Consider the following 23,952-nt stretch of genomic DNA (forward strand, 5'->3'; position numbering starts at 1 on the left):
GACCTGTGGTCCTGGGCTGCATGTCCGCTATGTAAAGTTTCTATCACTGCCCGCCGCAGCCGGTGCAGCCGTGGGAGGATGCCCACAGTTGATCCGCCGTGATCTTCCATTGCTCCGATGCTTCCTTGCACTTATCGCACAAGTCGTGGACGTCCTCCGGGTGGACCATGTCGGTGGAATGGGCCCCGCTCTGATCCACCATGTCTGCCAGCCGGCCGTAGTTATCCAACAGCGGGCAGGGGCGCAGGTAGTTTTTGCTAAAGGGCTGATTCTGCCGATAAGCCATAAACAGCGGAGATCGGTAGGCCTCCAGCAGAGTCTTATTGTGGATGTTGGAGTCCGAGTAGTGGATGAAGGCACAGGGCTCAATGTCTCCGTTGGCGTTGATGTGGCAATAGTGCCGGCCACCGGCAATACAGCCTGACACGTACTCCCCGTCGTTCCAAAAGTCCAGAGTAAAAACCGGCTTGGTTTCGCGGAACTTGCGGATCTGGTGGTACATGAACGCGCGCTGTTCAGCCGTGACCATCAGCTCCGGTACTGCATCGGTGCCCACCGGCATATAGGTGAAGAACCAGGCGAACTTGACGCCCCATTCCACCATCTGATCAAAGTATTCCTCGCTGCCGATGACATCGGTATTGGCCCTGGTGTAGCAGCAGGAGACGCCGAAGGGCAGCTTCTTCCGCTTGAGGATCTCCATCGCCCGCCTAACAGCCTGGAACGTACCCTGCCCACGGCGGGAATCGGTGGCCTGCTCAAACCCTTCCACGCTGATGGCGGGAACAAAGTTCTTTACCCGCAGCATCTCGTCGGCGAAGGCCTCGTCGATGAGCGTGGCATTGGTGAAGGACAAAAACACGCAGTCCGGGTGGCGCTCACACAGCGTGATGAGGTCCTTCTTCCGCACCAGAGGTTCTCCCCCGGTGTAAAGGTACATATAAGTGCCCAACTCCGTACCCTGCTTTACGATGGAATCCAGCGTCTCCAGGTCCATGTTCATTCGATTGCCGTACTCCGCCGCCCAGCAGCCGGTACAGTGGAGGTTGCAAGCGGAGGTCGGGTCCATCAGGATGGCCCACGGGATATTGCAGCCGTACTTCTCGCTGTTCTGGATCTGCTTGGGATAGCCCAGCAGACTGGCATTCACGATGAAGTTCTCAAACAGGGTCCTGCGTACTCCATCGTCAATGTCCGTCCAGAGGCTCTTGATCAACTGATACCAATTGCTCTCAGGGTCCTCAATCACCTTGCGAAACTGTTTCCGCGCGGGCCCGTAGACATTTTTCGTGTCCAACTGGTCCGCCCAATCAATCAGTTTGGGAAGATTGCGGTCCGGGTCCTGATCCAGGTAGCCATACACCATGGACATGCCCGCCTTTTTGAGTTGATCCATCCAACCCATACAGCCATCACTCCTTCTCTCTCAACGCGGAAACTCTCTTTATCTGTATGGTACTAAAGTCAGTATAGCACCTTCCGCCGCACCGGGCCATGGACAAAAAAGAAAAAATGTCACAAGCGGGCTCCAAATGGCTCAATAAATTGTATTTTCAGTCTGTTCCGTCAGATAACATCTGCAAAAATTCCGCCTCAGACAGAACAGTAATCCCCAGCGCATTGGCCTTGTCCAGCTTGGAGCCGGCCTCCTCCCCCGCCACCACATAGCTGGTTTTCCTGGATACGGATGAGGACACCTTGCCCCCCAGGGCCTCGATTCGGGCCCCTGCTTCCGCGCGGCTGAAGTGCTCCAGCGTGCCGGTGAGGACAAAGGTCTTCCCCGCCAGACGGTCGTCCACCGGCTGGGCCTGACTGGCCGTGTTGACCCCCGCCCCCTTCAGTGAGGCGATCAGGTGCTCGGCCTGATCGCTGTGAAGCCACTCCGCCAGACTGCGGGCCGTAATCTCCCCGATATCGTCCACCGCCGTGAGCTCCTCCACTGTGGCCTGGCTCAGGCGGTCCAGCGTCCCAAAGCGGGCAGCCAGCACCTTGGCCGCCTTTTGCCCCACCTGACGGATACCGAAGGCGAACAGCAGCCGGGACAGGTCCCTGGACTTGGACTTCTCAATGGCGGCTATCAGATTCTCCGCCGACTTCTGCCCCATACGCTCCAATTGAGCCACCGACTGGGCCTCCAGCCGGTAGAGGTCGCCCGGAGTGCGGACCAGCCCGGCCTTGACCAGCCCCTCTACCACCGCAGGTCCCAGACCCTCAATGTCCATGGCGTCCCGGGACGCAAAATGGGTCAGGTTGCGGAGAAGCTGGGCTGGGCACTCGGCCCCGGTGCATCGGATGGCGGCGCCGTCTTCGTCCCGCGCCACATGTGCGCCGCATACCGGACAGCGCTCCGGCAGACGATAGGGCTGCGTCCCCTCCGGCCGCTTCTCTCTTACAACGCCGACCACCTCCGGGATAATCTCTCCCGCCTTTTGGACCAGCACGGTGTCGCCAACGCGGATGTCCTTCTCCGCGATATAGTCCTGGTTGTGCAGGCTGGCGCTCTGGACCGTAGTACCTGCCAGGCGTACCGGCTCCAGCACAGCTCTGGGGGTTAGCACACCGGTCCGCCCCACCTGTACCACGATATCCAGCACCCTGGAGGGCTTTTGCTCCGGGGGATATTTATAGGCTGCAGCCCAACGCGGAAATTTCGCGGTGCTTCCCAGCAAAGAACGCTCTTGTAAGGAATTTACCTTTACAACAGCCCCATCGATATCATAGGGATAGGCAGTGCGGTTTTCCCCGATGGACCTGATACTCGCTCCCGCCTGCTCGATGGTGCTGCAGGTATCATGGGGGATCACCTTAAACCGCATACGTTCCAGCCAGTCCAGGCTTTCCGTATGTGTTGTAAAGGAGATTCCCTCCACATACTGCACATTGAATACGATAATGGACAACTGCCGCGCCGCCGCAATCCTGGGGTCCAACTGCCGGAGGGATCCCGCAGCGGCATTGCGCGGATTGGCAAAAAGAGCCTCTCCGTTCTGCTCTCGGTCCTCATTCAGCCGAGCAAACACCGTGCGGGGCATAAATACCTCCCCGCGGACAATCAGGTGCGGGACCGGCTCGGGCAGCTTCAGCGGAATGGCGCGGATCGTCTTGAGGTTAGCCGTCACGTCCTCCCCCACCCGGCCGTCCCCGCGGGTGGCGCCCCGGACAAAGGCGCCGTCTACATACTCCAGTGCTACCGACAGCCCGTCTACCTTAGGCTCCACGTCATATTCCGCCTCCGGCACCGCGCCCCGGACCCGCTGGTCAAACTCGGACAGCTCCCCCAGATCAAACACATCCTGGAGACTCTCCAGCGGAACCTGGTGGGTGACTGGCTGAAAGCCCTCCTGCACCTGTCCTCCGACTCGCTGCGTGGGAGAATCCGGAGTCACAAGCTCGGGATGCGCGGCCTCCAGCTCCTCCAGCCGGCGGAGCTGATGGTCATAGTCATAATCGCTCATGGTGGGGTTGTCCATCACATAATACTCATAGCCGGCCTGATTCAGCACTGTACGCAGCCGTTCGATCTCAGATTTTGCATCCATTCAGGAATCCTCCTATTTTGGCATCAAAATCGGGCGGTAAAGCGGGGGCCAATCGCCGCAGAAGCAGGAAAGCCCAGTAACCGCACAGTGCGCCCAAACGATTCAGGATAAGGTCGTTGATATCGCTGTTCCGCCCCACAAAAAGCGGTGTGATCTCCACGAAAAGGGAGCTGCACACGCCAGTCAGCAGAGCCTTCCTCCAGCCGGGCCCGTCCCATAGCAGGGCGGGGAAAAACCCCAGTGGAGCGAACATACTCAGGTTGCCCAAAAGCATAAAAGAAAACCCAGGGACCACTGGTCAGCCCCAGAGCGGCCAGGCGCCTTCTGCGCCAGGGCCGCAGACAGAAAAACACCGCCGCGGCCGCAAGGGCACTGGGCAACATCTGGAGTCCATAGTCCCAGATGTTGCCCAGATGCCACAGCATTTTTGGATCGGATTCATGGTTCCCCGTTCCCTTCTCTCTCAGGCCCCTCCCCACTGCAGGACGGTATCCGGCACCGCCCCTACGATCACCGTTTCGGCCACCGGGATCTGAGCGCCGATTTCGGTGTTCAGCGTGCTGCCCGGCAGGAGAATCTCCACCGCTACGGTCACATCCAGCAGGATCTGATGCCGGGTCTGGTTGATCCCGGCATCGGAGAGGCTGCTTTCAAACTCCGCATGTGCCGTACCCACCGCAACCACCTCTACCGGCAGTTCCACGCCCTTGCCGGACAGCAGGTTGATGCCGGTCAGGTTCCCCGCCGGTATGGCCAGCTCCGCCCGGTCCAGGCTGTCCACCGCTTCAACGGCGATGCCCAATATCCTGGTCCTCAACGCGTTAAGGGCGGCCATATCGCTGACCAAAGCGGTAATGCGCCCATTCTCGTCCGTTTCCATCCGGATCAAATCCCGATAGCCCAGCCCCAGCTCGGCCACATAGTCGGAGATGGCCCCGTCCAGCGTGCGGGTGACCACATTGGAGACCTTGGCCCTGGCTGCGGCCTCCAAAATGGGGCGCAGCCGCAGATCCACCGCCCAGATGAACAGCAGCGCCAGCCCGATCCCCAGGATGGCACTCCACAGGAGGCCTTTTCGCTTTCCGCTCCTCCGGGGCCGCCGCCGGGAAAGCCGCCGTACCCAAGCGTACCTCAGATGCATCAGAGGTCACCCCCTTATGCAAGCCTATGCGGCAGGCCGCTTGACCTATTCCCCCTTCAGCAGCTCCTCCACCGCCAGGAGCACGCCCGCCTTTCCCGACTCATAGGTGAGTCCGCCCTGAAGGTAGACCGTGTAGGGCTCCCGCATGGGGGCGTCGGCGGAGAGTTCGATGGAAGCTCCCTGAATAAAGGCCCCCGCAGCCATAATGACTTGACAGTCATAGCCGGGCATGTCCCAGGGCTCCGGGGTCACATAGGAGTCCACGGGGGCTCCCTTCTGTATCCCGCGGCAGAAGCGCTTCACCTTCTCCGGCTCGCCAAAGTGGATCATCTGAATGATATCGTGTCGGACCGCATCCGACGCCGGGTCGGCACGACAGCCCAGAAGTTCCATCAGCTTGGCGCCAAATACAGCGGTCTTCACCGCCTGGGCCACTGTATGAGGGGCAAGGAAAAGCCCTTGATAGAGCAGGCGGTTATTGCCCAGCGTAGAGCCGCACTCCCTGCCGATGCCTGGCGTGGTCAGCCGCATGGCGGCAGCTTCCACCAAGTCCCGGCGCCCCGCGATGTAACCGCCGGTGGGGGCCAGACCTCCGCCGGGGTTCTTGATGAGAGACCCCACCACCAAGTCCGCCCCCACATGGGTGGGCTCCCGGGTCTCTACAAACTCACCGTAGCAGTTGTCAACCAGGATATGGACCTCCGGCCGGACCTGGCGGACAGCCGTGCACAGGGCCTTGATCTCCTCCACAGAGAGGGAAGCCCGGGTAGCGTAGCCTCTGGAGCGCTGGATCAGCACTGCCTTGACACCGGGCTCGGCCACGGCCGCTCGAATGCCCTCCACGTCCGGCTGGCCGTCGGCGGTCACATCCACCTGGCGGTAGCCGATCCCATATTCCCTCAGAGAGCCGGGCCCCTTGTCCGACACGCCGATTACCCCCAAAAGGGTGTCATAGGGCGCTCCCACCGCCGATACCAGGGTGTCACCTGGCTTCAAAGCCCCGAACAGGGCGCAGGAGATGGCATGGGTCCCATTGACGAAGCCGATGCGGACCAGCGCGTCCTCGGTGCCAAACAAATCGGCATAGATGGCATCCAACTGGTCCCGGCCCATGTCGTCGTATCCATAGCCGGTGGTTCCGGCAAAGTAGCTCTCTGCCACGCGGTGTTTTTGAAATGCGGCCAGGACCCGCTCCGTGTTTTCCGCCGCAATGGCGTCGATGCGGGAGAACTGCTCCGTCAGGCCCCGCTCCGCCTGGGCTCCAAGCGCCCGGACACGCTCGCTCAACTGTAAAGTCATATGACTTGCTTCACTCTGCTTTCTCTATGGTTTCTTCAGCTCAAAGCCGGGCCTCGGCAAAAGCGGCTGCCAACCGGGCGCAGGCTTCCACATCCCCACGGTCCACCATCTCCACCGGGGAATGGACGTAGCGGCAGGGGATGGAAATTCCGCCGGTGAGCACGCCCATGCGTGTGGTATGGATGGACCCGGCATCGGTGCCGCCGCTCTTGATGACATCCATCTGCGCGGGAATGACCCGCTCCCTTGCCAGTTCGGAGAGCTTCTGCACCATTTCGGGATGGCAGATGACTGAGCTGTCCATCACCTTGATGGCGGCTCCGCCGCCCTGGATGCTGCTGCCCCGGTGTTTGGTACCCAGCTCGTCTCCGCTGAGGGTGACGTCCACGGCTATGCCGTAGTCCGGGTCCACGGCATAGGCCACCGTTTTGGCCCCCCGCAGCCCCAGCTCCTCCTGAGTGGTGAAGACGAAATAGAGATCGTTTTCGCTCGTTTGGAGCTGCTCCATCGCCAGCAGCAGGACGACGCAGGAGATGCGGTTGTCCATATAGGGAGAGACCAACCGGTCTCCGGCGGCAAAGGTGGGGGTATTGTAGACTGCGGTATCTCCGATCTGTACCATAGCCTTGGCCTCATCGGCGTCATGGGCACCGATGTCAATATAGAGATCATCCAGGGTCATGTCCTTGGGCTCCACCCCCTCATCCAGGGAGATCACTCCCTGTACGCCACTTTTAAACCGGACAGGGGTATGCAGGATGCTGTGGGGATGCAGGCCGCCCACCTTGCCAAAACGGAGAAAGCCCTCCTTCTCGATGTGGGTTACGATACAGCCGATGGAGTCCATATGGGCGCAGAACAGCACGCGGGAGCCAGGTCCCTTTTTATGGCAGATCAAATTCCCCATCACGTCGGTGCTGCACGCGTCCACATAGGGGGCGGCCAGTTTCTGGATGGCGTCGGCGATCTCCCGTTCGTCGCCGGAGGGACCGTGACAGGCATTGAGGGTCTGAAGCGTGTGCAGAATATCCATGATACTTCCTCCTACTGGTTGGACGAGGCGGCAATGGCCTCGATAAATTTCCGGGTCAGGGTATACATGTGGCCGAAATCGCGGATCGAGGCTACACTGGACGGGGTATGGAGGTAGCGGACCGGCGCCGATACAGCCGCCACCCGAACGCCCGCCTTGGTGCGCTGGATAGCAGAGGCGTCATTTCCGCCGGAGATATAGTCTTTGGTCTGCCAGGGAATGCCGTTCTCCTGAGCCAGACGGCGAAGCAGCTCAAAGAGCTCCCGGTCATAGGCCGTACCGCCGTCCATAAAGGAGAGCACCGGCCCTTTGCCCGGCGTAGCCACCCGTTTATGTGCCGCCGTACCGGGCAGATCGGCCGCCGTGGTGCCCTCCAGCACAAGTGCGATCTCCGGTGTGACCGAGAAGGCCGCACCGAATGCGCCGCGGGTCCCCACCTCCTCTTGCGCGGAGAATACAAAGAGGCAGTCCATGGGCAGGTCCTGCTGGATCAGCCGGAGCATGACGGCGCAGCCCACCCGGTCATCGATGGCCTTGGCCTTCAGCATCCCGTCGCCAAACTCCACCGCATCGCTTTCAAAAGCAGCCAGATCGCCCAGAGCCACCAGCGCTTCCGCCGCTTCCCGATCCTTGGCCCCGATGTCGATATACATGTCGTCCAGCTTGGGAACGGTCTTTTCCTCCTCGGCGGTCACCAGGTGATACGCCTTAAGGCCCACTACGCCGGGCACCTTCTTGTCCCCGATCCGGACCTTTTTCCCGATGACCACCCGCCGGTCGAGCCCGCCCACCGCGGCAAACTTCAGATAGCCGTCGTCCGTGATGTCGTTGATGATGAAGCCCACCTCGTCCATATGGGCGGTGAGCATCAGCTTGTGGCCGGTGGCCCGCTCCCCTTTCTTGAAGACGATCAGGTTGCCCATCACGTCGGTCCGGGTCCAGTCGGCGTAGGGCTCCGCCTTGGCGCGGATGAACTCCCGGACCGCGTCCTCAGCGCTGGAGACGCCGTCGAGGCAGCACAGCTCCTTGATGAGACTCAGCACAGCTTCCCCACCTCCTTGCCCAGATTTTCCGTAAAGGCGGCCAGCAGGGCCGCCACATGCTCGATGTCTTGGATATCCAGCACCTCGATGGGACTGTGCATATACTTCAGGGGCAGGGAGACCACCGAGGTGGCCACCCCCTCCCGCGTGACCTGCATGCCCCAGCCGTTGGTGCCGGTGTGGCCCTCCATGACCTCCGGCTGATAGGGGATGGCATTGGCCTTGGCCTTCTCGATCATGCGCTGAGTCATCCAGCGGGTCATATTGGGGCCGATGCCGATCTGCGGCCCACCCCCAATGGAGCTGCGGCGGTGGAGGTTGGCGTCCGGCGTCTTGCCGTGGGTCACGTCCACCGCTACACAGAAGTCCGGGTTGATGCCATAGGTGCCCACCTTGGCACCCGCGCCACTGACCTCCTCCCGGGTGCTGCCCATGATATAGAGGTCCACATCCAGAGGCTTGTCCTTCAGCAGCTCGGCCGCCCGTAGCAGGGTGACGAAGCAGGAGCGGTCGTCCATGGACTTGCCGCAGAGCTTGTCCCCGTCCAAGGCGAAGCTGCCGCCGCGAAAGACCATCGGGGTGCCGATTGGGATGGCCGCCTCCGCCTGCTCCTGGCTCATGCCGACATCGACGCGCAGGTCGTCAATGGGGATGGACTTTTTCATATCCTCCGCCTGGAGCACATGGGGCGGCAGGCAGGCCACAACGCCCAGGATGGGGGGCTGCGTCATTACCGTGAGCTCCCGGTCGGGCAGCATCCTGGGGTCTACCCCGCCGATGGTGCGGAAGCGGAGAAAGCCCTCCTCGATGCCGGTGACCATGAGGCCGATCTCGTCCAGATGGGCGTCCAGCAGCAGCTTCTTCGCGCCCGGTCTGCCGCACAGGCGCACGCCGATGGCATTGCCGAAGCGGTCTACCGCCGCCTCATCCACATAGGGACGCATCAGCTCCACGGCCTGCTCGGCCACCGCCCGCTCAAAGCCGGAGGGGCCCGCCATGGAACATAGAGTATCCAGTGTCTTGCGAATGTCCAATGAATTCACTCCTTGCCGTGACGTTTGCGGGGCCGCCCCCGGATGGAGACGGCCTCTGGACGCCACTTATTCTCTTTACAGCTCGTAGATGATCTTCTTGAATGCCTCGCCCCGCTGAGCAAAGTTCTTAAACTGGTCAAAGGAAGCGCAGGCCGGCGAGAGAATCACCACATCCCCCGGCTTGGCCATGCTGTGGGCCGCCAGGACCGCCTCGGTAAAACCGTCGTACTTGGTGATGGGCGGCTGCCCGTGATACTCCGGGCACCCGCGGACCGCGGCGCTGATCTTGTCCGCCGTCGCGCCGGTGAGAATCAGGTGCTTGACGTGAGCCACCACCTCCGGTCCCAGCACGTCAAAGGGAATGTGCTTGTCGTAGCCGCCGGCGATCAGGATGACCTTTTCCGCAAAGGAGCGCAGCCCGGCCATGGTCCGCGACGGGCTGGAGGCGATGGAGTCGTTGTAGTAGCGCACACCGTCCAGCGTCCGCACCAGCTCGATACGGTGCTCCACGCCGCCAAACCGGGCGGCAAAGCCCCGAATGACCTCGTCCGGCACCAGGCCGTCCACGGCGGCGATGGCCGCCATGTAGTTCTCCACGTTGTGGCCGCCGGGCAGGAGGATGTCTTTCAGCGGAAGCACCGGGCGGGCACGCACCTCGTTGGCCACCCAGATGGCCCCGTCCTTGAGGTAGACGCCCCGCTCCAGCTCCTCCCGGCGGCTGAATTCCATCACCCGGCCGGGAGCCGTCTCCGCAAAGCCGTGGGTAATGGCGTTGTCCCGGTTGAACACAGCCTTTTCGTCATCGTTTTGGTGGATAAAGATATTTTCCTTGGCGGCCACATACTCGCGCATGGACTTGTGGACATCCAGATGGTTGGGGGCCAGGTTGGTGACCACCGCGATCTCCGGGCTCAGGTCCATGGTCATGAGCTGGAAGGAGGACAGCTCCAGTACCGCCCAGTCCTGGGGCTCCATACCGTAGACGTCGGCCAGCAAAGGTTTTCCGATGTTGCCGCCGAGGTAGGTGTTGTGCCCGGCGGCCTTGAGCAGAGAGGCGATGATGGTGGTGGTGGTGGTCTTGCCGTCGCTGCCCGTCACACCGATGGTGTGGCAGGGGCAGACCTGAAAAAACACCTCCATCTCTGAGGTGACGACGCTTCCCCGGGCCTGTGCCTCCAGCAGCGCCGGCACGTCCGGGCGCATTCCCGGCGTACGGAAGATCACCTCCTGATCCAGTCCCTCCAGATAGCGTTCCCCTAACTGCAGGCAAGCGCCAAGGCTCTCCAACTCCTCACAGAGCCCCCCAAACTCCTCCCGCTTATTCTTGTCACAGGCTGTCACGGAAATACCCTCTCGAAGGAGCATTTTGATCAGCGGCGTGTTGGATACGCCGATCCCGATGACAGCCACTCGTTTTCCCTTGAGACCGGCCAGATACTCCCTGATGTCCATACTGCCGTCCCCCTTTGCTTCTAAAATCAACTGGAATCACTCGATGAATGCAATTATTATACTGTATCCAGCCAAATATTTCAATCGAATCCGCACCGGTTTACAGAGTGTTTGACTTTCCCTCCTGGATGAGGTACAATAAGATCCGCAAGTAAGCTGGACAGTCGCGTGAGCAGGCCGAAAGGCCGCGCATGAGGAAAGTCCGGGCTCCACAGGGCAAGGATAACGGGTAACGCCCGCCGGAGGCAACTCCAGGAAAAGTGCAACAGAGAGATACCGCCTTGCCCCTCACGGGGGACGAGGTAAGGGTGGAAAGGCGAGGTAAGAGCTCACCCGATGGCTGGAAACTGCCCATCGCTGTAAACTCTATCCGGAGCAACACCGTGGAGGGACACAAAGGCCGGCCCGGCCGTCCCGAGGAGGTGGCTGGAGCGCGCCGGCGACGGCGCGTCTAGATAGATGACTGTCTTCAATGACAGAACCCGGCTTACAGGTTTGCTTGCAAATATGGGGTCCGAAGGCTGATCGCCTCCGGCCCCCTGTTTTATGCCCGGGTCAGGCTCCCATCCGGTCAAAGCGGCGGGCGGTCCATGACCGTCCGCCGCATATGGATCGGATCTGTTGCTTATTCCTGCTCCCAGTTATGGTACACGTTCTGGACATCCTCGTTCTCTTCCAGAAGGTCGATGAGCTTCTCCATGTTTTTGATATCCTCTTCGCTCTCCAGCTTGACATAGTTCTGAGGGACCATCTCCACTTTAGCGGAAACGAAGCTGTATCCTTTCTCCTCCAGCGCCGCCAGCACGGTGCCGAAGCCGTCAGGGGTGGTGGTGATTTCAAAGCACTCGTCGTCGGAGGCATCCATGTCGTCGGCCCCGGCATCCAGCGCGTCCATCATAACGGTGTCCTCGTCCAGATCTTCCTTTTCGATGACGATGACGCCCTTCTGATCAAAAGACCAGGAGACACAGCCGGTGGCGCCCAGCCCCTTGCCGTACTTATCCAGCAGATGGCGCACCTCGGGAGCGGTGCGGTTGCGGTTATCGGTGAGTGCCTCCACGATGACGGCCACACCGGAGGGACCATAGCCCTCATACACCACGCTCTCGTAGCTGTCGGCATTGCCGGAGCCCAGAGCCTTGTCGATGGTGCGCTTGATGTTGTCGTTGGGCATATTGGCGGCCTTGGCCTTGGCCACGACGGTGGCCAGCCGGGAGTTGTTGTTGGGGTCGCCGCTGCCGCCCTGCTTGACCGCCACGATCATCTCGCGGGCGATTTTGGTGAAAATCTGAGAGCGCTTGGCGTCCGCCGCGCCCTTGGTTTTCTGAATATTGTGCCACTTGGAGTGTCCAGACATAATATCGATCCCTTCTCGAAAATTGGCAAAAGCATTTTATCACAAGCCTTTGCAGATGGCAACCCCCCCACGGCCCCACAGCGCTTATAAATAGGAAAAAACCTCGCCATGGACGGCTGAAATCCGCACTTCAAGGCCCGGAAAGGCCCGTTTCAGACGCTCCGCCAGCACCGGGCAAATCACGTTTTCCGTTGGAAAATGTCCCGCGTCGATCAGGTTGAGCCCCAGCGCCCTGGCATCCAGGAAGCCGTTATATTTTACATCCGAGGTGATAAAGGTATCGCATCCCTGGGCGAGGGCGTCCCCCATCAGATCGCCGCAGGCACCGCCGCCCACCGCCACCCGGCGGATCGGCCGTCCGGCGTCCACGTAGCGCACGCCGTTAGCCTGCAAAGCCGTTTTCACCTGGGCGGCATAGTCTGCCAGCGTGACAACTGCCTTTCCTTTCAGCACCCCTACCCTGCCGATCCCATAGGGGGCGCCGTTCTCATCCACGCCGCTGGTCTGAAGCATTTCAATTTCCGTCAGGCCTACGGCCCGGGCCAAGGCGTCGTTGATACCCCCGGCCACGGCATCCAGGTTGGTGTGGGCGCAGACGGCGGCGATGCCGCCCTCGGCCAGAGCCAGCAGAATGCGTCCCGTGGGGTCCTGATCGGTCACCGAGCGGGCGGGATGAAAAATAACGGGATGGTGAGAGACGATGAGCTCCGCCTTCCACTCCGACGCCTCCCGCACCACCTCTTCCGTGATGTCCAGAGAAACTAGAATGCGCGTTACCTGCCGCCCTCCCCTGCCCACCAGAAAGCCTGCGTTGTCAAACGACATCTGATAGGAAAACGGAGCCAGTTGATCCACAAATGCATAGATTTCATTTACCGTTGCCATTTGTCCCACTCCTCTTTCATCCGTGCCAGATCGGCGTACCGCTCGGTGAGCTCCTCCAGCCGCCCCGCGTCTCCCGGCTTGGTGGAGCGGCGCAGCCCCTCCAGGGCGCGGCTGGTACGGTTGAGCAGCAGAGTCAAATACTCTGTCCTCCAGGGGCTGTCCATACCCCGGTATTGCCGTCCGGCCCAGGCTTCGCCCGGACTCAGCGCCGACATCGGGCCGGGGCGCGCCTGCATGGTATGGTACAGGGTCTCCCCCTCCCGGATCAGTTCCTCCCGCTGGATGGAAAAGCCGTGCCCCGCCAGCCAGAGCCGCAGGTCCGGCACAGAGGTCATCGGCTGAAGCAGGAAGGTATGTTCCCCCTCCTGGGTCCAGGCCGCGGTCTCCAGGATAGAGGCGATGGTCTCCCCGCCCATCCCGGCAATGGCAATCACATCCGCCTCTTCCGGCCGTACCGGCGCAAGGCCGTCTCCCAGCCGGAAGGAGATCCGCTCCGTCAGGCCGTGCCGGGCAGCCGTCTGGCGCGCCCGCTGCAAGGGCCCCTCCCGCAGATCGGTGGCAATCGCCTGCTCAATTACACCCTGCTCCAGCAGCCAGACCGGGAGCCGGGCGTGGTCGGTCCCCACGTCGGCAAAGCGTGCGCCCCGGGGCACCTGACGGGACAGGGCCAGCAGCCGCGGCGTCAGCATAATCGGTCTCACTTGGTTCACCTCACCTTCTGTCCGCGCATTTCACAGCACAGGGTAATCGGGACAGATATCCTCGTAATGGCCGTCCTTCATCCGAAATCCGCCGGGGATGACGCCCAACGGCTGAAAGCCCAGCGGCTTCCCCTGAAGCAGGCAGTCCAAGACCGGGTCCCGGTCACCATAGGCTCTTACGTATACGCTCATTTCTGCTGGTCCCTCTTTTCTGCACAAGAAAAAGCGGAGCGGCGACGCCGCTCCGCTTTCCTCTGGTTTTTACTTCACAGCCGCCAGCACGGAATTGACCTTTTCCAGCAGAGCGTTCACGTCCACGCCGTGGACCATGCAGGCCTGCTCCACGGTCTCGCCGCGGGAGGAGGGGCAGCCCAGGCAGTGCATGCCGATGGACAGGAAAATGGGAGCCGTCTCGGGGGCGATATCCAGAATGTCGCCGATGATGGTATCTTTGGTGATCTGAGCCATTGAAAACTACCTCCAAATGAGTAGGAATTAGGGTATGCTTTAGTATACCCCATAATCCCGCATATTTCAATAGTCAATTCTCTCCCTGGACAGAAAAAGAGGACGCCGCAATGCGGCGCCCTCTTTTTGCGTTCCTGGATTAACCCTGCTCACGCATACGAGCAAAGCACTCGCTGCAGTAGACAGGCCGATCGGACTTGGGCTCGAAGGGAACCTTGGCCTCGCCGCCGCAGGCAGCGCAGGTCGCAGTGAAATACTCGCGGGGGCCGCGGGCGGCCTGCTTGCGGGCATCACGGCAGGACTTGCAGCGCTGGGGCTCGTTCTGGAAGCCGCGCTCGGCATAGAACTCCTGCTCACCAGCGGTGAACACGAACTCCTGGCCACATTCCTTGCACACTAAAGTCTTGTCTTCGTACATGATTTTTCCCTCTCTTTGACTCGTTTGCCCAGGTCCGGAATAAACCGACAGTGCTGGGTCTGTAATATTGCGTTCAGCCTTGGCTGAAATCGCCAGATGAAAGGTGCTGCGCCACCTTGCGCCGAATGCGCTGCACAGCGTTGTCCACCGCTTTCGGGGACCGGTCGACCTCTGACGCAATCTCCATATAGGATAAACCGCGCAGGTAGAGGTCCAGAATTTGTGCTTCGAAGCCGGATAACTGCCCCTTGAGCGTCCCCAGCCGTTCCCGTCGCTCTTCCCTGCTGATCAACATATCCTCAGGGTTCTGCTGAGGCTGCCGGGATGCGCTGAGTGGATAACTGTCGGTGTTCCCATCTAAAAGAGGGGTTTCGTAAGAGACATAGTGATTGAGCGGGGTATGCTTATCTCTGGCTGCCGCCCGAATGGCGGAGAGAATGCGATTTCGAATGCAGGTTTCGGCATAGGTGCGAAAGGAGCTTCCCTTACCAGGGACGTACTCCCGAATCGCGTTGAGCAGTCCCACCATGCCCTCCTGGATGAGGTCCTCGCTGTCGCCCCCGGCCAGAAAATAGGGCCGGGCACAAACACGCACCAGGCGGTTGTAACGCATCACAAGGGCTTCCTCTGCGATGCGGTCGCCTGATGCGGCCAACGAACACAGCGCCTCGTCTGCAGTTGGATTCTGGGTGGTGTAAACTGATTTCATGCCTGAACTCCTTGAGTATTATAGGGCGAAATAGGGTGCAATGTCAAGCGTTTATGCAGATTATTTTATGAAATTAAAAAATTTCACAGCCTTTTTATGACATTTGCCAAGAGTTCCGCCGACGTTTGGGCCATTTCCTCGCTCTGGGCCTCCACCATAACGCGTATGAGTGCCTCCGTGCCGGAGGGACGCACCAGTACACGGCCATTCTCCCCCAACACCGCCTCCTGCTCCGCCACGGCCGCCCGCAACGCTTCGGACGCCATAATGGACCTCTTCTGGGCGTTATCGGTCACCGCCACATTGACCAGCACCTGGGGATACTGCCTGCAGTCGGCCACCAAGCGGGAGGCGGGCACTCCCGCGCTGTGGAGCAGGCTGAGAAATTGCAGAGCCGTCAGTTCTCCATCGCCGGTGGTGGCGTGCTCCAGGAAGATCATATGGCCGGACTGTTCGCCTCCCAGCCGATATCCGTTGGCAACCATGCACTCCAGTACGTTGCGGTCCCCTACGTCGGTACAGACCACCTGCATCCCGTTTTCACGGACAAAGCGGTGCAGACCGATGTTGGACATGACCGTGGCCACCACGGTACCGCCCGGGAGCTTCCCCTGCTCCTGCAGCCAGCGGCCGCAGACCGCCATGATCTGGTCGCCGTCAATGGTCTCGCCCCGCTCACTGACCAGCAGGCAACGGTCTGCGTCGCCGTCGAAAGCCACGCCCAGATCATAGCCTCCCGCCTGGACCATGGCGACCAGGCCCTCCAGATGGGTGGAGCCGCACCCGGCGTTGATGTTCACGCCGTCCGGGTCGGCGTTGATGACGTCCGTATGCAGATCGGAGAAACGGTCAAACAGCCGGGCGGCTGTAGCCGAGGCCGCGCCGTTGGCGCAGTCTACCAGGATGCGCAGGCCGGCCAAATCCGAGTCCACCGTGGACACCAGGTGGTCGATATAATCCTCCGACGCCTTGGGGGCCACATAATGGACTCGTCCGATCTCCCCGTGGGTCTTGCGGGGGACCTTGTTGGTGCCGTTCAGGATGATATCCTCAATTTTTTCCTCCAGCTCGTCGGAGAGCTTGAAGCCCTGCCCGTTAAAGATCTTAATGCCATTGTGCTCAAAGGGATTGTGCGAAGCGGAGATGACGATGCCGGCGTCGGCCTTCTCATCCAGCGTCACCCAGGCCACTGCCGGGGTAGGGATGGTTCCCAGATCCAGCACGTCGGCCCCGGCGGAGCACAGCCCCCCAATCAGCGCCCCTTTCAGCAGGTCGCAGGAGATGCGCGTATCTTTGCCGATGGTGAACAGCGGCCTTCCGTCCTTCTTCTCTTCTGAGAGGACCTGCGCGGCGGCGAGGCCCACTTTATAGGCCAGCTCGGCGTCCAGGCCGGCGTTGACCACGCCGCGGATACCGTCTGTGCCAAACAGTCTACCCATTCTACATCAGCTCCCGACTATGTCATGATAGCTCCATCTGCTCCTGGCCAAAATAGGCCAGGCCCAGATGTCCGTATGCTTTTTTGGTGACACACCGCCCTCTGGGGGTGCGGGTGAGGAAGCCCATCTGCATCAAATACGGCTCGTAGACATCCTCCAGAGTGACGGCCTCCTCGTTGATGGTGGCGGCCAGGGTCTCCAGGCCCACGGGGCCGCCTCCGTAGTGCTCAATGATGCTGCGGAGCATCCGGCGGTCGATGGTGTCCAGCCCCAGGTGGTCCACCTCCAGGGCGGTCAGGGCCTGGTCGGCCACAGAGCGGGTGATGACGCCGCCGGCCTTGACCTGGGCAAAGTCCCGCACCCGCCGGAGCATCCGGTTGGCGATCCGGGGCGTGCCTCGGCTGCGTTTGGCGATCTCCATGGCCCCCTCGTCCTCGATGGGGACACCCAGGATACCGGCGGAGCGGGTGACGATGAGGCAAAGCTCCTCCGGGGTGTAGAGCTCCAGACGCAGGGTGACGCCGAACCGGTCCCGGAGCGGCGCGGAGAGCTGGCCCGCCCGGGTGGTGGCCCCGATCAGGGTGAATTTTGGCAGGTCCAGACGGATGGAGTTGGCCGAAGGCCCCTTGCCGATGATGATGTCGATGGCGTAGTCCTCCATGGCCGGGTAGAGGATCTCCTCCACCGAGCGGTTGAGCCGGTGGATCTCGTCCACAAAGAGGATATCGTTTTCATTCAGGTTGGTCAGCAGGGCCGCCAGGTCGCCGGGCTTTTCGATGGCAGGCCCGGAGGTAATGCGGATATTGACCCCCATCTCGTTGGCAATGATGCCGCTGAGGGTGGTCTTGCCCAGCCCCGGGGGTCCGTGCAGCAGCACATGGTCCAGGGGCTCATGGCGCATTTTGGCCGCCTGGATAAAGATCTCCAGGTTTCCCTTGGCCTTCTTCTGGCCAATGTATTCGCTCAGGGTCTTGGGGCGGAGGGAGTATTCCCCCTCGTCCTCCCGCAGCAGCGAGGTGGTTACCAGAGGCTGCTCCGTCTCAAAGCCCTCGCTGGAAAAGTCGATGCTCAAACACCCCGCCCCCTCTTGATTCGATATCGTTCCGCCCGCATGCTATTTCACCATCTTTTTCAGGGCCTGCTTGATGACGTCCTCCAGCTTGAGATTCTCCACGTCAATGCCCTTCAGGGCCACGGAGACCTCCTGGGTGCTGTAGCCCAGCACCGCCAGGGCGGCGGCGGCCTCAGTGGATTTGTTCTCCGGAATGATGGTCACGCCGGTACCGCCGTAGGGCTCCCCGCCCGCCGTCATCTGCCCCTTGGCCAGCTTGTCCTTCAGCTCCAATATGATGCGCTGTGCAATCTTCTTTCCGATGCCCGGCGCCACGGTGAGGGCTTTTTCATCCCCGGTGATGATGCTCATCGCCAACCCCTCCGGCGAGGTGGAGGACAGGATGGACAGGGCCGCCTTGGGACCCACGCCGGACACACCGATGAGTTCCAGGAAGCAGTTCTTCTCCTCCTCCGTGGCGAAGCCGTAAAGCTCGAAGATCTCCTCCCGCACATAGAGGTGGGTGTAGAGCTTGGCGCTCTCCCCCACCTTGAGCCGGGCCAGGGTATTGTGGGTGGTGCGGCAGGCGTAGCCCACCCCGCCGCAGTCCACAACCGCCAGATAGGGGGCCATATGGGCCACCGTCCCCTTCAAATAATAAAACATGGTGGATGCTCCTATTTCTTTCGTACTTCATAGCGCCCACTGCCCGGCCGGGCAGCTTCGGGGCTTTGCAGGCGGGAGGTACGGGAGCGGGCGTGGCACAGGGCGATGGCCACTGCGTCCGCCGCGTCGTCCGGCCGCGGAACGGCGCGGAGTGCCAGAAGCCGTCTGGTCATCTCCATAACCTGCCGCTTTTCCGCTTTTCCATAACCCGCCACCGCGAGCTTGACTTCCGACGGGCTGTACTCAAAGATCGGCACGGCCTGCCGCTCCGCCTCAGTCAGAATGACGCCCCGCGCCTGGGCCACGCTGATGCCGGTGGTCACGTTGTTGTTGAAATAGAGCTCCTCCACCGCCATGGCATCCGGCTGGAACACCGTCAGCAATTCGCTCATATCGTTGGATATTTGCAGCAGTCGGGCTGGCAGAGGCTGTCCGGCGGGGGTGGTGATGGTCCCGCACCGGATCAGGCGCGTAGTCCCCCGCTCTGCCTCCAAAACCCCGAATCCCACAATGGCAAAGCCGGGGTCAATCCCTAAAATGACCATGGATACCTCCCAGTGTTCATACAAGGGATATTGTACCACGGCCGGCGGGCCGACGCAACCAAAAAACCCGGAACAAGATGCTCCGATCTGCGGCCGCATTTCCTTCCGGCCTCAGGAAGGCAAAAAGCCTCTCCCCAGTCTATGCATTCCAATTGCTTTATACGACAGGTTCTGCTATAATATGTTTCAATAATGGAACCATTCAGGAGGTTTTGAGATGGAACGCCAGGTCCACGCCATGTACTTCAGCGCCACCGGCACCACCGAAAAAGTCGTAACCGCCATCGCCGACCATATCGCCCGCACGTGGAACGGCACGGCTGCCCTGCGCTTCGACTTCACGCTGCCCGCCGCCCGTCAGGCTGTCAAGGCCTTTGGAGACGGGGATCTCGTCATTTTCGGCGTACCGGTCTATGCCGGTCGGGTCCCCAACGTACTGCTCAACTACCTGCGCACGGTGGAGGGCGGCGGCGCACTGGCCGTCCCCGTGGTCTGCTATGGCAACCGCAATTTCGACGACAGCCTGGTAGAGCTCCGGGACCTGCTGGAGGCGGATGGCTTCCGCACGGTGGCAGCCGGAGCATTCATCGGGGAGCACTCCTTTTCCACCACCCTGGCGGCCGGCCGCCCCGACCAGGCCGACCTGGAACGGGCCGCCCGCTTTGCCGACGGCATCCTGGAAAAGCTGTCAAAGCCCCTGGGGGAGTACATACCCATCCCGGTAGAGGGGCAAATCCCTTACCGACCCTACTATGTGCCCAAGGACCGCAACGGAAACCCGGTCAATATCCTGAAGGACAAGCCCAAGGTACACGACACGTGCAATGACTGCGGCCTCTGCGCCAAGGTCTGCCCTATGGGCTCCATCAGCCCTGAAAACGTACGGGAGTATACCGGCATCTGCATCAAGTGCGGCGCCTGCGTCAAAAAGTGCCCGGTCCACGCCCGGTACTATGACAGCTACAACTATCTCTACCACAAAGAAGAGCTGGAACTGGGTTTTACCCGGCGGGCCGAGCCCGCACTGTTCTTCTGAGCATCCGACGGTCAAAAAGGCAGACGCCGCAGCGTCTGCCTTTTTCATGCCCTGGGGTGGGCCTTGATGTATACGTCCTTCAGCTTCTGTTTGACCAGTTGGGCATAAATCTGGGTGGATGAGATGTCTGCATGTCCCAACATCTCCTGGATGGAACGCAGGTCCGCCCCGTTTTCCAGCAGATGGGCGGCAAAGGAATGGCGCAGGGTATGCGGGGTAATGTCCTTTTTGATGCCGGCCTTCTCCTGATAGTGCTTGATGATCTTCCAAAAGCCCTGCCGGGACATACGCCTGCCGTTCATATTGAGGAACAGGGCGGTCTCCTCCGGGTCCTCCACCAGTTGCGGGCGCACGTCGCGGAGATAGTCGTTCAGGGCCCGGACCGCCGCCGGATACAGGGGGATGATCCGTTCCTTCCCCCTCCCCTCACAGCGGAGAAACCCGCCGGACAGGTTGAGATTGTCCACATTCAGGTCGATGAGCTCGGTGACCCGGATGCCCGTGGCATAGAGGAGCTCCAGCATGGCATGGTCCCGATAGCCCTTGGCGTCAATGCACTCCGGCTGGTCCAGGAAAAGCTCCACTTCCTTGCTGGTCAGGATCTGGGGCAGCTTACGCTGCACCTTGTCCGGGACCACGCTTCGGGCCGGATTGGCCGAAAGCCGGCCCGCATGGACCATATAGGCGTAAAACGACTTCAGGGAGGCCACTGCGCGTGTGACGGTGGAGACCGACTTGCCCTTGCTGACGAGGTACTTGACGTAGCGCTCCACATCGCTCTGCGTCACGTCGTCCAGCGCACGTTCCTCCCGCTCCAGGTAGGCCGCAAACTGCCGAACGTCCCTCAGATAGGAGCTCAGGGTATTGGCAGAAGCCTTTTTTTCGGTTGTAAGAAATACCTCATAGTCCTTCAGATCGTCCAAGCCAATACCTTCTCTACTCCAGGATTCAAAACAGCGGGGCCACCAGCCGGACCAGCGCGGGCACTGCCGCATACTCCAGCAGTGCGCAGAGACACAGCGCGGCGCTGCACAGGCCGCACCGCACCCAATACGCCCGGCCAAAGGGCAAACTCCGCTTGCCGTCTCCCAAAAATCGCCCGGCCAGCAGCCGGGCCGCCGCCAAGCTCTGCACCCCCAGCACAAACAGGACGGGAATGGCCACCAGCCCCGTAACGCCAAAGGTGAGGAAGGCCAGCACCCCGCCCACGCCGCCGAACATGCGCACAAAGGAGGTGATGGCGAAGGATAGCAGAAAGCCCCGTATGGAAAACAGCACTGGGATGCCCAGCAGCCCCAGCCCCGTAAAGCCCATCAAAACCGCAAAGACCGGCCAGCGTATGGTGCTCCAGACCACGGATAACATATGAGGCGGCGCCGCCTCACCGGCCCGGGCGGCGGTCAGATACCCCGTTACATAGGCGCGCAGCATATCGCCTCCGCCGCCGCCTACCTGAGCGGCCAGCCCGCAGCCCAGTACACCGCCCAAAGCAAAGGCGGCGGACACGACCACCAAAGCGGGCAATATGCCGCCTGCCGGTACATCCCATATCCTCACGATACGCTTTCTCACTCCCATGGCCGTCACCTCTCTCTGACAGCCTATGAGACAAGCGTTGGGATTATTACCGGCCCAGCTCCCTGGATCGCTGGGTGCAGCGGCGCATGGCCTCCAGCATGAGACCCTCGTAGTTCATCTCATCGAAGGCCGAAAGAGAGGCCAGCGTCGTTCCGCCGGGCGAGCAGACCTGTCTGCGCAGCTCCCCCGGAGTTTTTCCGCTCTCCTGCAGCAGCTTGGCGCACCCCTCCATGGTCTTGGCCGTCAATCGCAGGGCAGTACCGGCGTCGATCCCCACCGAGACCGCCCGCTGGACCATGACCTCGGCCATGCGGAAAAACCAGGCGGGAGAAGAGCCGTTCACGTTGATGATATCGTCCATCTGCCCCTCGGGGATCACCACCACCTCGCCAGCCGCGGAAAAGAGCTTCAGCACCGTCTGAAAAAGCGCAGGCGGTACGTCCGGCGCTTCCGCCACCGCCGTGGCGCCCACTCCCACCATCAGCGGCGTGTTGGGCATTGCACGCACCACGTGGGCGCCGGGCAGCATTTCCCGCAGGTAGGCGGTGGAAACGCCCGCCGCGATGGATACCACACACCTGCCAGCCGTCACACCGCCCAGTCCGGGAAGCACATCCCCAAACATTTGGGGCTTGACGCCCAGCACGATCACGCTGGCCTGCTCCGCCACCCGGCGGTTGTCGGTGGTCGTATGGACGCCCCGTTCCTGAAAAGAGGCCAGCTTGCCTTCACTGCGATTGGAGAGCCAGACCTGTCCGGGCGCGACCAGGCCCTGGGACAGCACCCCGTTCAATATGGCGGAATTCATATTTCCAGCCCCGATAAAGCCCAAAATCAGCTCGTCCATGGCAAGTATTCCTCTTTCTTTTTCTCAAATGGTGTAAATACTATAATCGAAGCTACTGCAATATGCAATGGCTTCCAGGGGATTTTATCATTTTTGTGTATTATGTCAATGCATTATGTATACTGAATTATGTAAATCGCAAGGATAAGGAGCTGGGCGGTGTATCGCGCACCGCCCAGCTCCTTATCTAAATATAGTGCTTTCAGCATTTGCAACCGCAAGATTTTGCTATTTCCCGCAGGATAGCCGCCGCGGGCCGTGGTATACTCTCTGTATAATTACATTTTGTATAAGCTATCAGCCCATACCGGCTGCCAGGGCCTTCAACGCAATGGCGCACTCCAGCCGTTTGCGCTCCATCTCGCACCCCACATGGTTGGGCTTTTTTATGTCTCCATTTACGAGCAGATTAGAGGCGCTGCATCCGCCGCTGCAATAAAAGCGGGCCCAGCAGTCCCGGCACTCCTCCCTGGTGTAGATGTTCAGGCAGGAGAACCGATGGGACAGCTCCATATCGAAGCTGCCGTCGGACAGGCTTCCGATTTTGTACGCGGGATTGCCCACAAACTGGTGGCAGGGGTAGATGTCCCCTTCCGGCGTGACGGCCACGTACTCGCAGCCCGCCCCGCAGCCACGCAGCCGTTTGATGACGCAGGGGCCCTGGGCCAGGTCCACATTGAAGTGGAAGAAGTTCACGTCGGCCCGGTCCTTCAGCTTCTCCGCCAGCTTCTCATACTGCTCCAGAACCACCGGCAGATCCTCATCCTTCAGCGCATAGCCGCAGGTCTCCTCCCCCACTACCGGCTCCACAGAGACGTTGCGGAAGCCCAGGTCGGCCATATGCATGACATCCTCGGCAAAGTCCAGATTATAGTGGGTAAAGGTGCCCCGCAGGTAGTAGTCCTTGGTTCCGCGGCCCGCCACCAGCTTTTGGAACTTGGGAACAATAACCTCATAGCTCCCCTTCCCGTTGACCGTCTTGCGCATGCGGTCGTTGACCTGGGGTCGCCCGTCCAGCGAAAGGACGGCGTTGGACATCTCCCGGTTGATGTAGTCGATGTTCTCATCGTCCAGCAGGACTCCGTTGGTGGTAATCGTAAAGCGGAAACACTTACCGGCCTTTTTCTCAATGGAGCGTGCATAGGCTACTGTGGCCTTGACGGTATCCATCGCCATCAGCGGCTCGCCGCCGAAGAAGTCCACCTCAATATTCCGGCGGCTGCCGGAGCGCTGGATGACAAAATCAATGGCCCGTTTTGCGGTCTCAATGTCCATGATCTTCCGACCGGTACCGAAGTCGCCGGTGGACGCAAAACAATACTGGCAGCGCAGGTTGCAGTCGTGGGAGACGTGGAGGCAAAGGGCCTTGATGGGGGCGGACTGCTGCAGGGCGGTGGCCGCCGCGGGGTCCACATAGTCGTCCTCCACAAAGAGCAGCCCGTTCCCGGCCAGCTCCCGCAGGTCCTGCCATCCCTCCTCCACCGCCTCTGTGCGGTATTCGGGTAGCCGGGCCAGGAGCTCCGGCGGACAGTGCTCTGCCATGGGGGGCTCCACCAGGGGCAGCAGGCGGTAGGTCAGGTCGTCCAGTACATGGACGGCCCCGCTGTTTACGTCCACGGCGAGTTTGACGCCGAGGGCTTCAAATGTATGTACCATCTTTCTTTCCTTTCGGGCATGGAAAAAGGGTGGGGACCCCCACCCTTTCCAATCG

The 23,952-nt window shown here is 60.9% G+C and carries 25 protein-coding genes and 1 other RNA gene; 2 read left to right on the forward strand and 24 right to left on the reverse strand.

Annotation, left to right across the window (positions count from 1 at the left end; genetic code table 11):
• Nucleotides 1-43: 43 nt before the first annotated feature.
• From B3H64_RS07085 to murD, 9 genes are all read right to left on the reverse strand, one after another.
• Nucleotides 44-1,405 carry a radical SAM protein gene (locus tag B3H64_RS07085; RefSeq protein ID WP_286734053.1) on the reverse strand — a complete coding sequence of 454 codons (1,362 nt, stop codon included), beginning with the start codon at nucleotides 1,403-1,405 and terminating at the stop codon, nucleotides 44-46.
• A 148-nt stretch (nucleotides 1,406-1,553) separates the two neighbouring features.
• On the reverse strand, nucleotides 1,554-3,539 hold the full coding sequence (gene ligA / locus B3H64_RS07090) for an NAD-dependent DNA ligase LigA (RefSeq protein WP_286734056.1): 1,986 nt from the start codon (nucleotides 3,537-3,539) through the stop codon (nucleotides 1,554-1,556).
• On the reverse strand, nucleotides 3,523-3,813 hold the full coding sequence (locus tag B3H64_RS12060; protein WP_368042494.1) for a VanZ family protein: 291 nt from the start codon (nucleotides 3,811-3,813) through the stop codon (nucleotides 3,523-3,525). Before B3H64_RS12060 ends, ligA begins: the two co-directional genes overlap by 17 nt.
• Nucleotides 3,814-4,002: 189 nt before the next feature.
• Nucleotides 4,003-4,680, reverse strand: a complete 678-nt coding sequence (gene yunB, locus B3H64_RS07095) for a sporulation protein YunB (RefSeq protein ID WP_050618392.1) — start codon at nucleotides 4,678-4,680, stop codon at nucleotides 4,003-4,005.
• Between the two features lie 45 nt (nucleotides 4,681-4,725).
• Nucleotides 4,726-5,979, reverse strand: coding sequence for an aminotransferase class I/II-fold pyridoxal phosphate-dependent enzyme (locus B3H64_RS07100; RefSeq protein ID WP_050618393.1), 1,254 nt, complete (start codon nucleotides 5,977-5,979; stop codon nucleotides 4,726-4,728).
• Between the two features lie 40 nt (nucleotides 5,980-6,019).
• On the reverse strand, nucleotides 6,020-7,012 hold the full coding sequence (locus B3H64_RS07105) for a M42 family metallopeptidase (protein ID WP_050618394.1): 993 nt from the start codon (nucleotides 7,010-7,012) through the stop codon (nucleotides 6,020-6,022).
• A gap of 11 nt (nucleotides 7,013-7,023) precedes the next feature.
• Entirely contained in the window at nucleotides 7,024-8,055 is a 1,032-nt protein-coding gene (locus tag B3H64_RS07110) for a M42 family metallopeptidase (RefSeq protein ID WP_050618395.1), read from the reverse strand.
• On the reverse strand, nucleotides 8,049-9,089 hold the full coding sequence (locus B3H64_RS07115; RefSeq protein ID WP_242853723.1) for a M42 family peptidase: 1,041 nt from the start codon (nucleotides 9,087-9,089) through the stop codon (nucleotides 8,049-8,051). Before B3H64_RS07115 ends, B3H64_RS07110 begins: the two co-directional genes overlap by 7 nt.
• Nucleotides 9,090-9,164: 75 nt before the next feature.
• The gene (murD, locus tag B3H64_RS07120; protein WP_286734067.1) at nucleotides 9,165-10,541 is read right to left on the reverse strand and encodes a UDP-N-acetylmuramoyl-L-alanine--D-glutamate ligase; all 1,377 of its coding nucleotides are present in this window, start codon (nucleotides 10,539-10,541) and stop codon (nucleotides 9,165-9,167) included.
• A gap of 148 nt (nucleotides 10,542-10,689) precedes the next feature.
• On the opposite strand from murD, the gene rnpB reads away from it, so the two are divergent.
• Nucleotides 10,690-11,047: RNase P RNA component class A (gene rnpB, locus B3H64_RS07125), an RNA gene on the forward strand.
• 119 nt (nucleotides 11,048-11,166) lie between these two features.
• Here the strand turns inward: rnpB and B3H64_RS07130 are convergent.
• The 11 genes from B3H64_RS07130 to ruvC all read right to left on the reverse strand — a co-directional run bounded on the left by B3H64_RS07130 (nucleotide 11,167) and on the right by ruvC (nucleotide 18,780).
• The gene (locus B3H64_RS07130) at nucleotides 11,167-11,898 is read right to left on the reverse strand and encodes a YebC/PmpR family DNA-binding transcriptional regulator (RefSeq protein WP_050618397.1); all 732 of its coding nucleotides are present in this window, start codon (nucleotides 11,896-11,898) and stop codon (nucleotides 11,167-11,169) included.
• An 84-nt stretch (nucleotides 11,899-11,982) separates the two neighbouring features.
• Nucleotides 11,983-12,783, reverse strand: coding sequence for a Nif3-like dinuclear metal center hexameric protein (locus B3H64_RS07135; RefSeq protein ID WP_286734071.1), 801 nt, complete (start codon nucleotides 12,781-12,783; stop codon nucleotides 11,983-11,985).
• Nucleotides 12,771-13,484, reverse strand: coding sequence for a tRNA (adenine(22)-N(1))-methyltransferase (locus B3H64_RS07140; protein WP_256319139.1), 714 nt, complete (start codon nucleotides 13,482-13,484; stop codon nucleotides 12,771-12,773). Before B3H64_RS07140 ends, B3H64_RS07135 begins: the two co-directional genes overlap by 13 nt.
• 30 nt (nucleotides 13,485-13,514) lie before the next feature.
• Complete coding sequence (locus B3H64_RS12065) at nucleotides 13,515-13,676, reverse strand: hypothetical protein (protein WP_414653479.1); 162 nt, start codon at nucleotides 13,674-13,676, stop codon at nucleotides 13,515-13,517.
• 69 nt (nucleotides 13,677-13,745) lie between these two features.
• A complete protein-coding gene (locus B3H64_RS07150) occupies nucleotides 13,746-13,952 on the reverse strand; it encodes a DUF1858 domain-containing protein (RefSeq protein WP_050618400.1) in 207 nt (68 codons plus the stop codon).
• A gap of 139 nt (nucleotides 13,953-14,091) precedes the next feature.
• The gene (locus B3H64_RS07155; protein WP_050618401.1) at nucleotides 14,092-14,370 is read right to left on the reverse strand and encodes a zinc-ribbon domain containing protein; all 279 of its coding nucleotides are present in this window, start codon (nucleotides 14,368-14,370) and stop codon (nucleotides 14,092-14,094) included.
• A 73-nt stretch (nucleotides 14,371-14,443) separates the two neighbouring features.
• Entirely contained in the window at nucleotides 14,444-15,079 is a 636-nt protein-coding gene (locus B3H64_RS07160; protein ID WP_286734076.1) for a sigma-70 family RNA polymerase sigma factor, read from the reverse strand.
• Nucleotides 15,080-15,162: 83 nt separating this feature from the next.
• Nucleotides 15,163-16,518, reverse strand: a complete 1,356-nt coding sequence (gene glmM / locus B3H64_RS07165) for a phosphoglucosamine mutase (protein WP_286734079.1) — start codon at nucleotides 16,516-16,518, stop codon at nucleotides 15,163-15,165.
• 22 nt (nucleotides 16,519-16,540) lie between these two features.
• Nucleotides 16,541-17,590, reverse strand: a complete 1,050-nt coding sequence (ruvB, locus tag B3H64_RS07170) for a Holliday junction branch migration DNA helicase RuvB (RefSeq protein WP_094762428.1) — start codon at nucleotides 17,588-17,590, stop codon at nucleotides 16,541-16,543.
• A 42-nt stretch (nucleotides 17,591-17,632) separates the two neighbouring features.
• Complete coding sequence (ruvA, locus tag B3H64_RS07175) at nucleotides 17,633-18,235, reverse strand: Holliday junction branch migration protein RuvA (RefSeq protein WP_050618404.1); 603 nt, start codon at nucleotides 18,233-18,235, stop codon at nucleotides 17,633-17,635.
• An 11-nt stretch (nucleotides 18,236-18,246) separates the two neighbouring features.
• Nucleotides 18,247-18,780 (reverse strand): crossover junction endodeoxyribonuclease RuvC, encoded by a 534-nt coding sequence (gene ruvC, locus B3H64_RS07180; RefSeq protein WP_050618405.1) that lies wholly within the window; start codon nucleotides 18,778-18,780, stop codon nucleotides 18,247-18,249.
• 217 nt (nucleotides 18,781-18,997) lie between these two features.
• On the opposite strand from ruvC, the gene B3H64_RS07185 reads away from it, so the two are divergent.
• Complete coding sequence (locus B3H64_RS07185) at nucleotides 18,998-19,816, forward strand: EFR1 family ferrodoxin (RefSeq protein WP_286734085.1); 819 nt, start codon at nucleotides 18,998-19,000, stop codon at nucleotides 19,814-19,816.
• Nucleotides 19,817-19,860: 44 nt separating this feature from the next.
• Here the strand turns inward: B3H64_RS07185 and xerD are convergent, their stop codons facing one another.
• From xerD to scfB, 4 genes are all read right to left on the reverse strand, one after another.
• Nucleotides 19,861-20,739, reverse strand: a complete 879-nt coding sequence (xerD, locus tag B3H64_RS07190) for a site-specific tyrosine recombinase XerD (RefSeq protein WP_286734087.1) — start codon at nucleotides 20,737-20,739, stop codon at nucleotides 19,861-19,863.
• A gap of 25 nt (nucleotides 20,740-20,764) precedes the next feature.
• The gene (locus tag B3H64_RS07195) at nucleotides 20,765-21,394 is read right to left on the reverse strand and encodes a hypothetical protein (protein WP_286734089.1); all 630 of its coding nucleotides are present in this window, start codon (nucleotides 21,392-21,394) and stop codon (nucleotides 20,765-20,767) included.
• A 46-nt stretch (nucleotides 21,395-21,440) separates the two neighbouring features.
• On the reverse strand, nucleotides 21,441-22,241 hold the full coding sequence (gene proC / locus B3H64_RS07200; protein ID WP_286734091.1) for a pyrroline-5-carboxylate reductase: 801 nt from the start codon (nucleotides 22,239-22,241) through the stop codon (nucleotides 21,441-21,443).
• Nucleotides 22,242-22,538: 297 nt separating this feature from the next.
• The gene (gene scfB / locus B3H64_RS07205) at nucleotides 22,539-23,897 is read right to left on the reverse strand and encodes a thioether cross-link-forming SCIFF peptide maturase (RefSeq protein ID WP_238074443.1); all 1,359 of its coding nucleotides are present in this window, start codon (nucleotides 23,895-23,897) and stop codon (nucleotides 22,539-22,541) included.
• Between the last annotated feature and the right edge of the window lie 55 nt (nucleotides 23,898-23,952).

Source organism: Intestinimonas sp. UBA1698 (genome assembly GCF_002320075.1).
In the GTDB taxonomy this organism is placed as follows: Bacteria; Bacillota; Clostridia; order Oscillospirales; family Oscillospiraceae; genus Intestinimonas; species Intestinimonas massiliensis.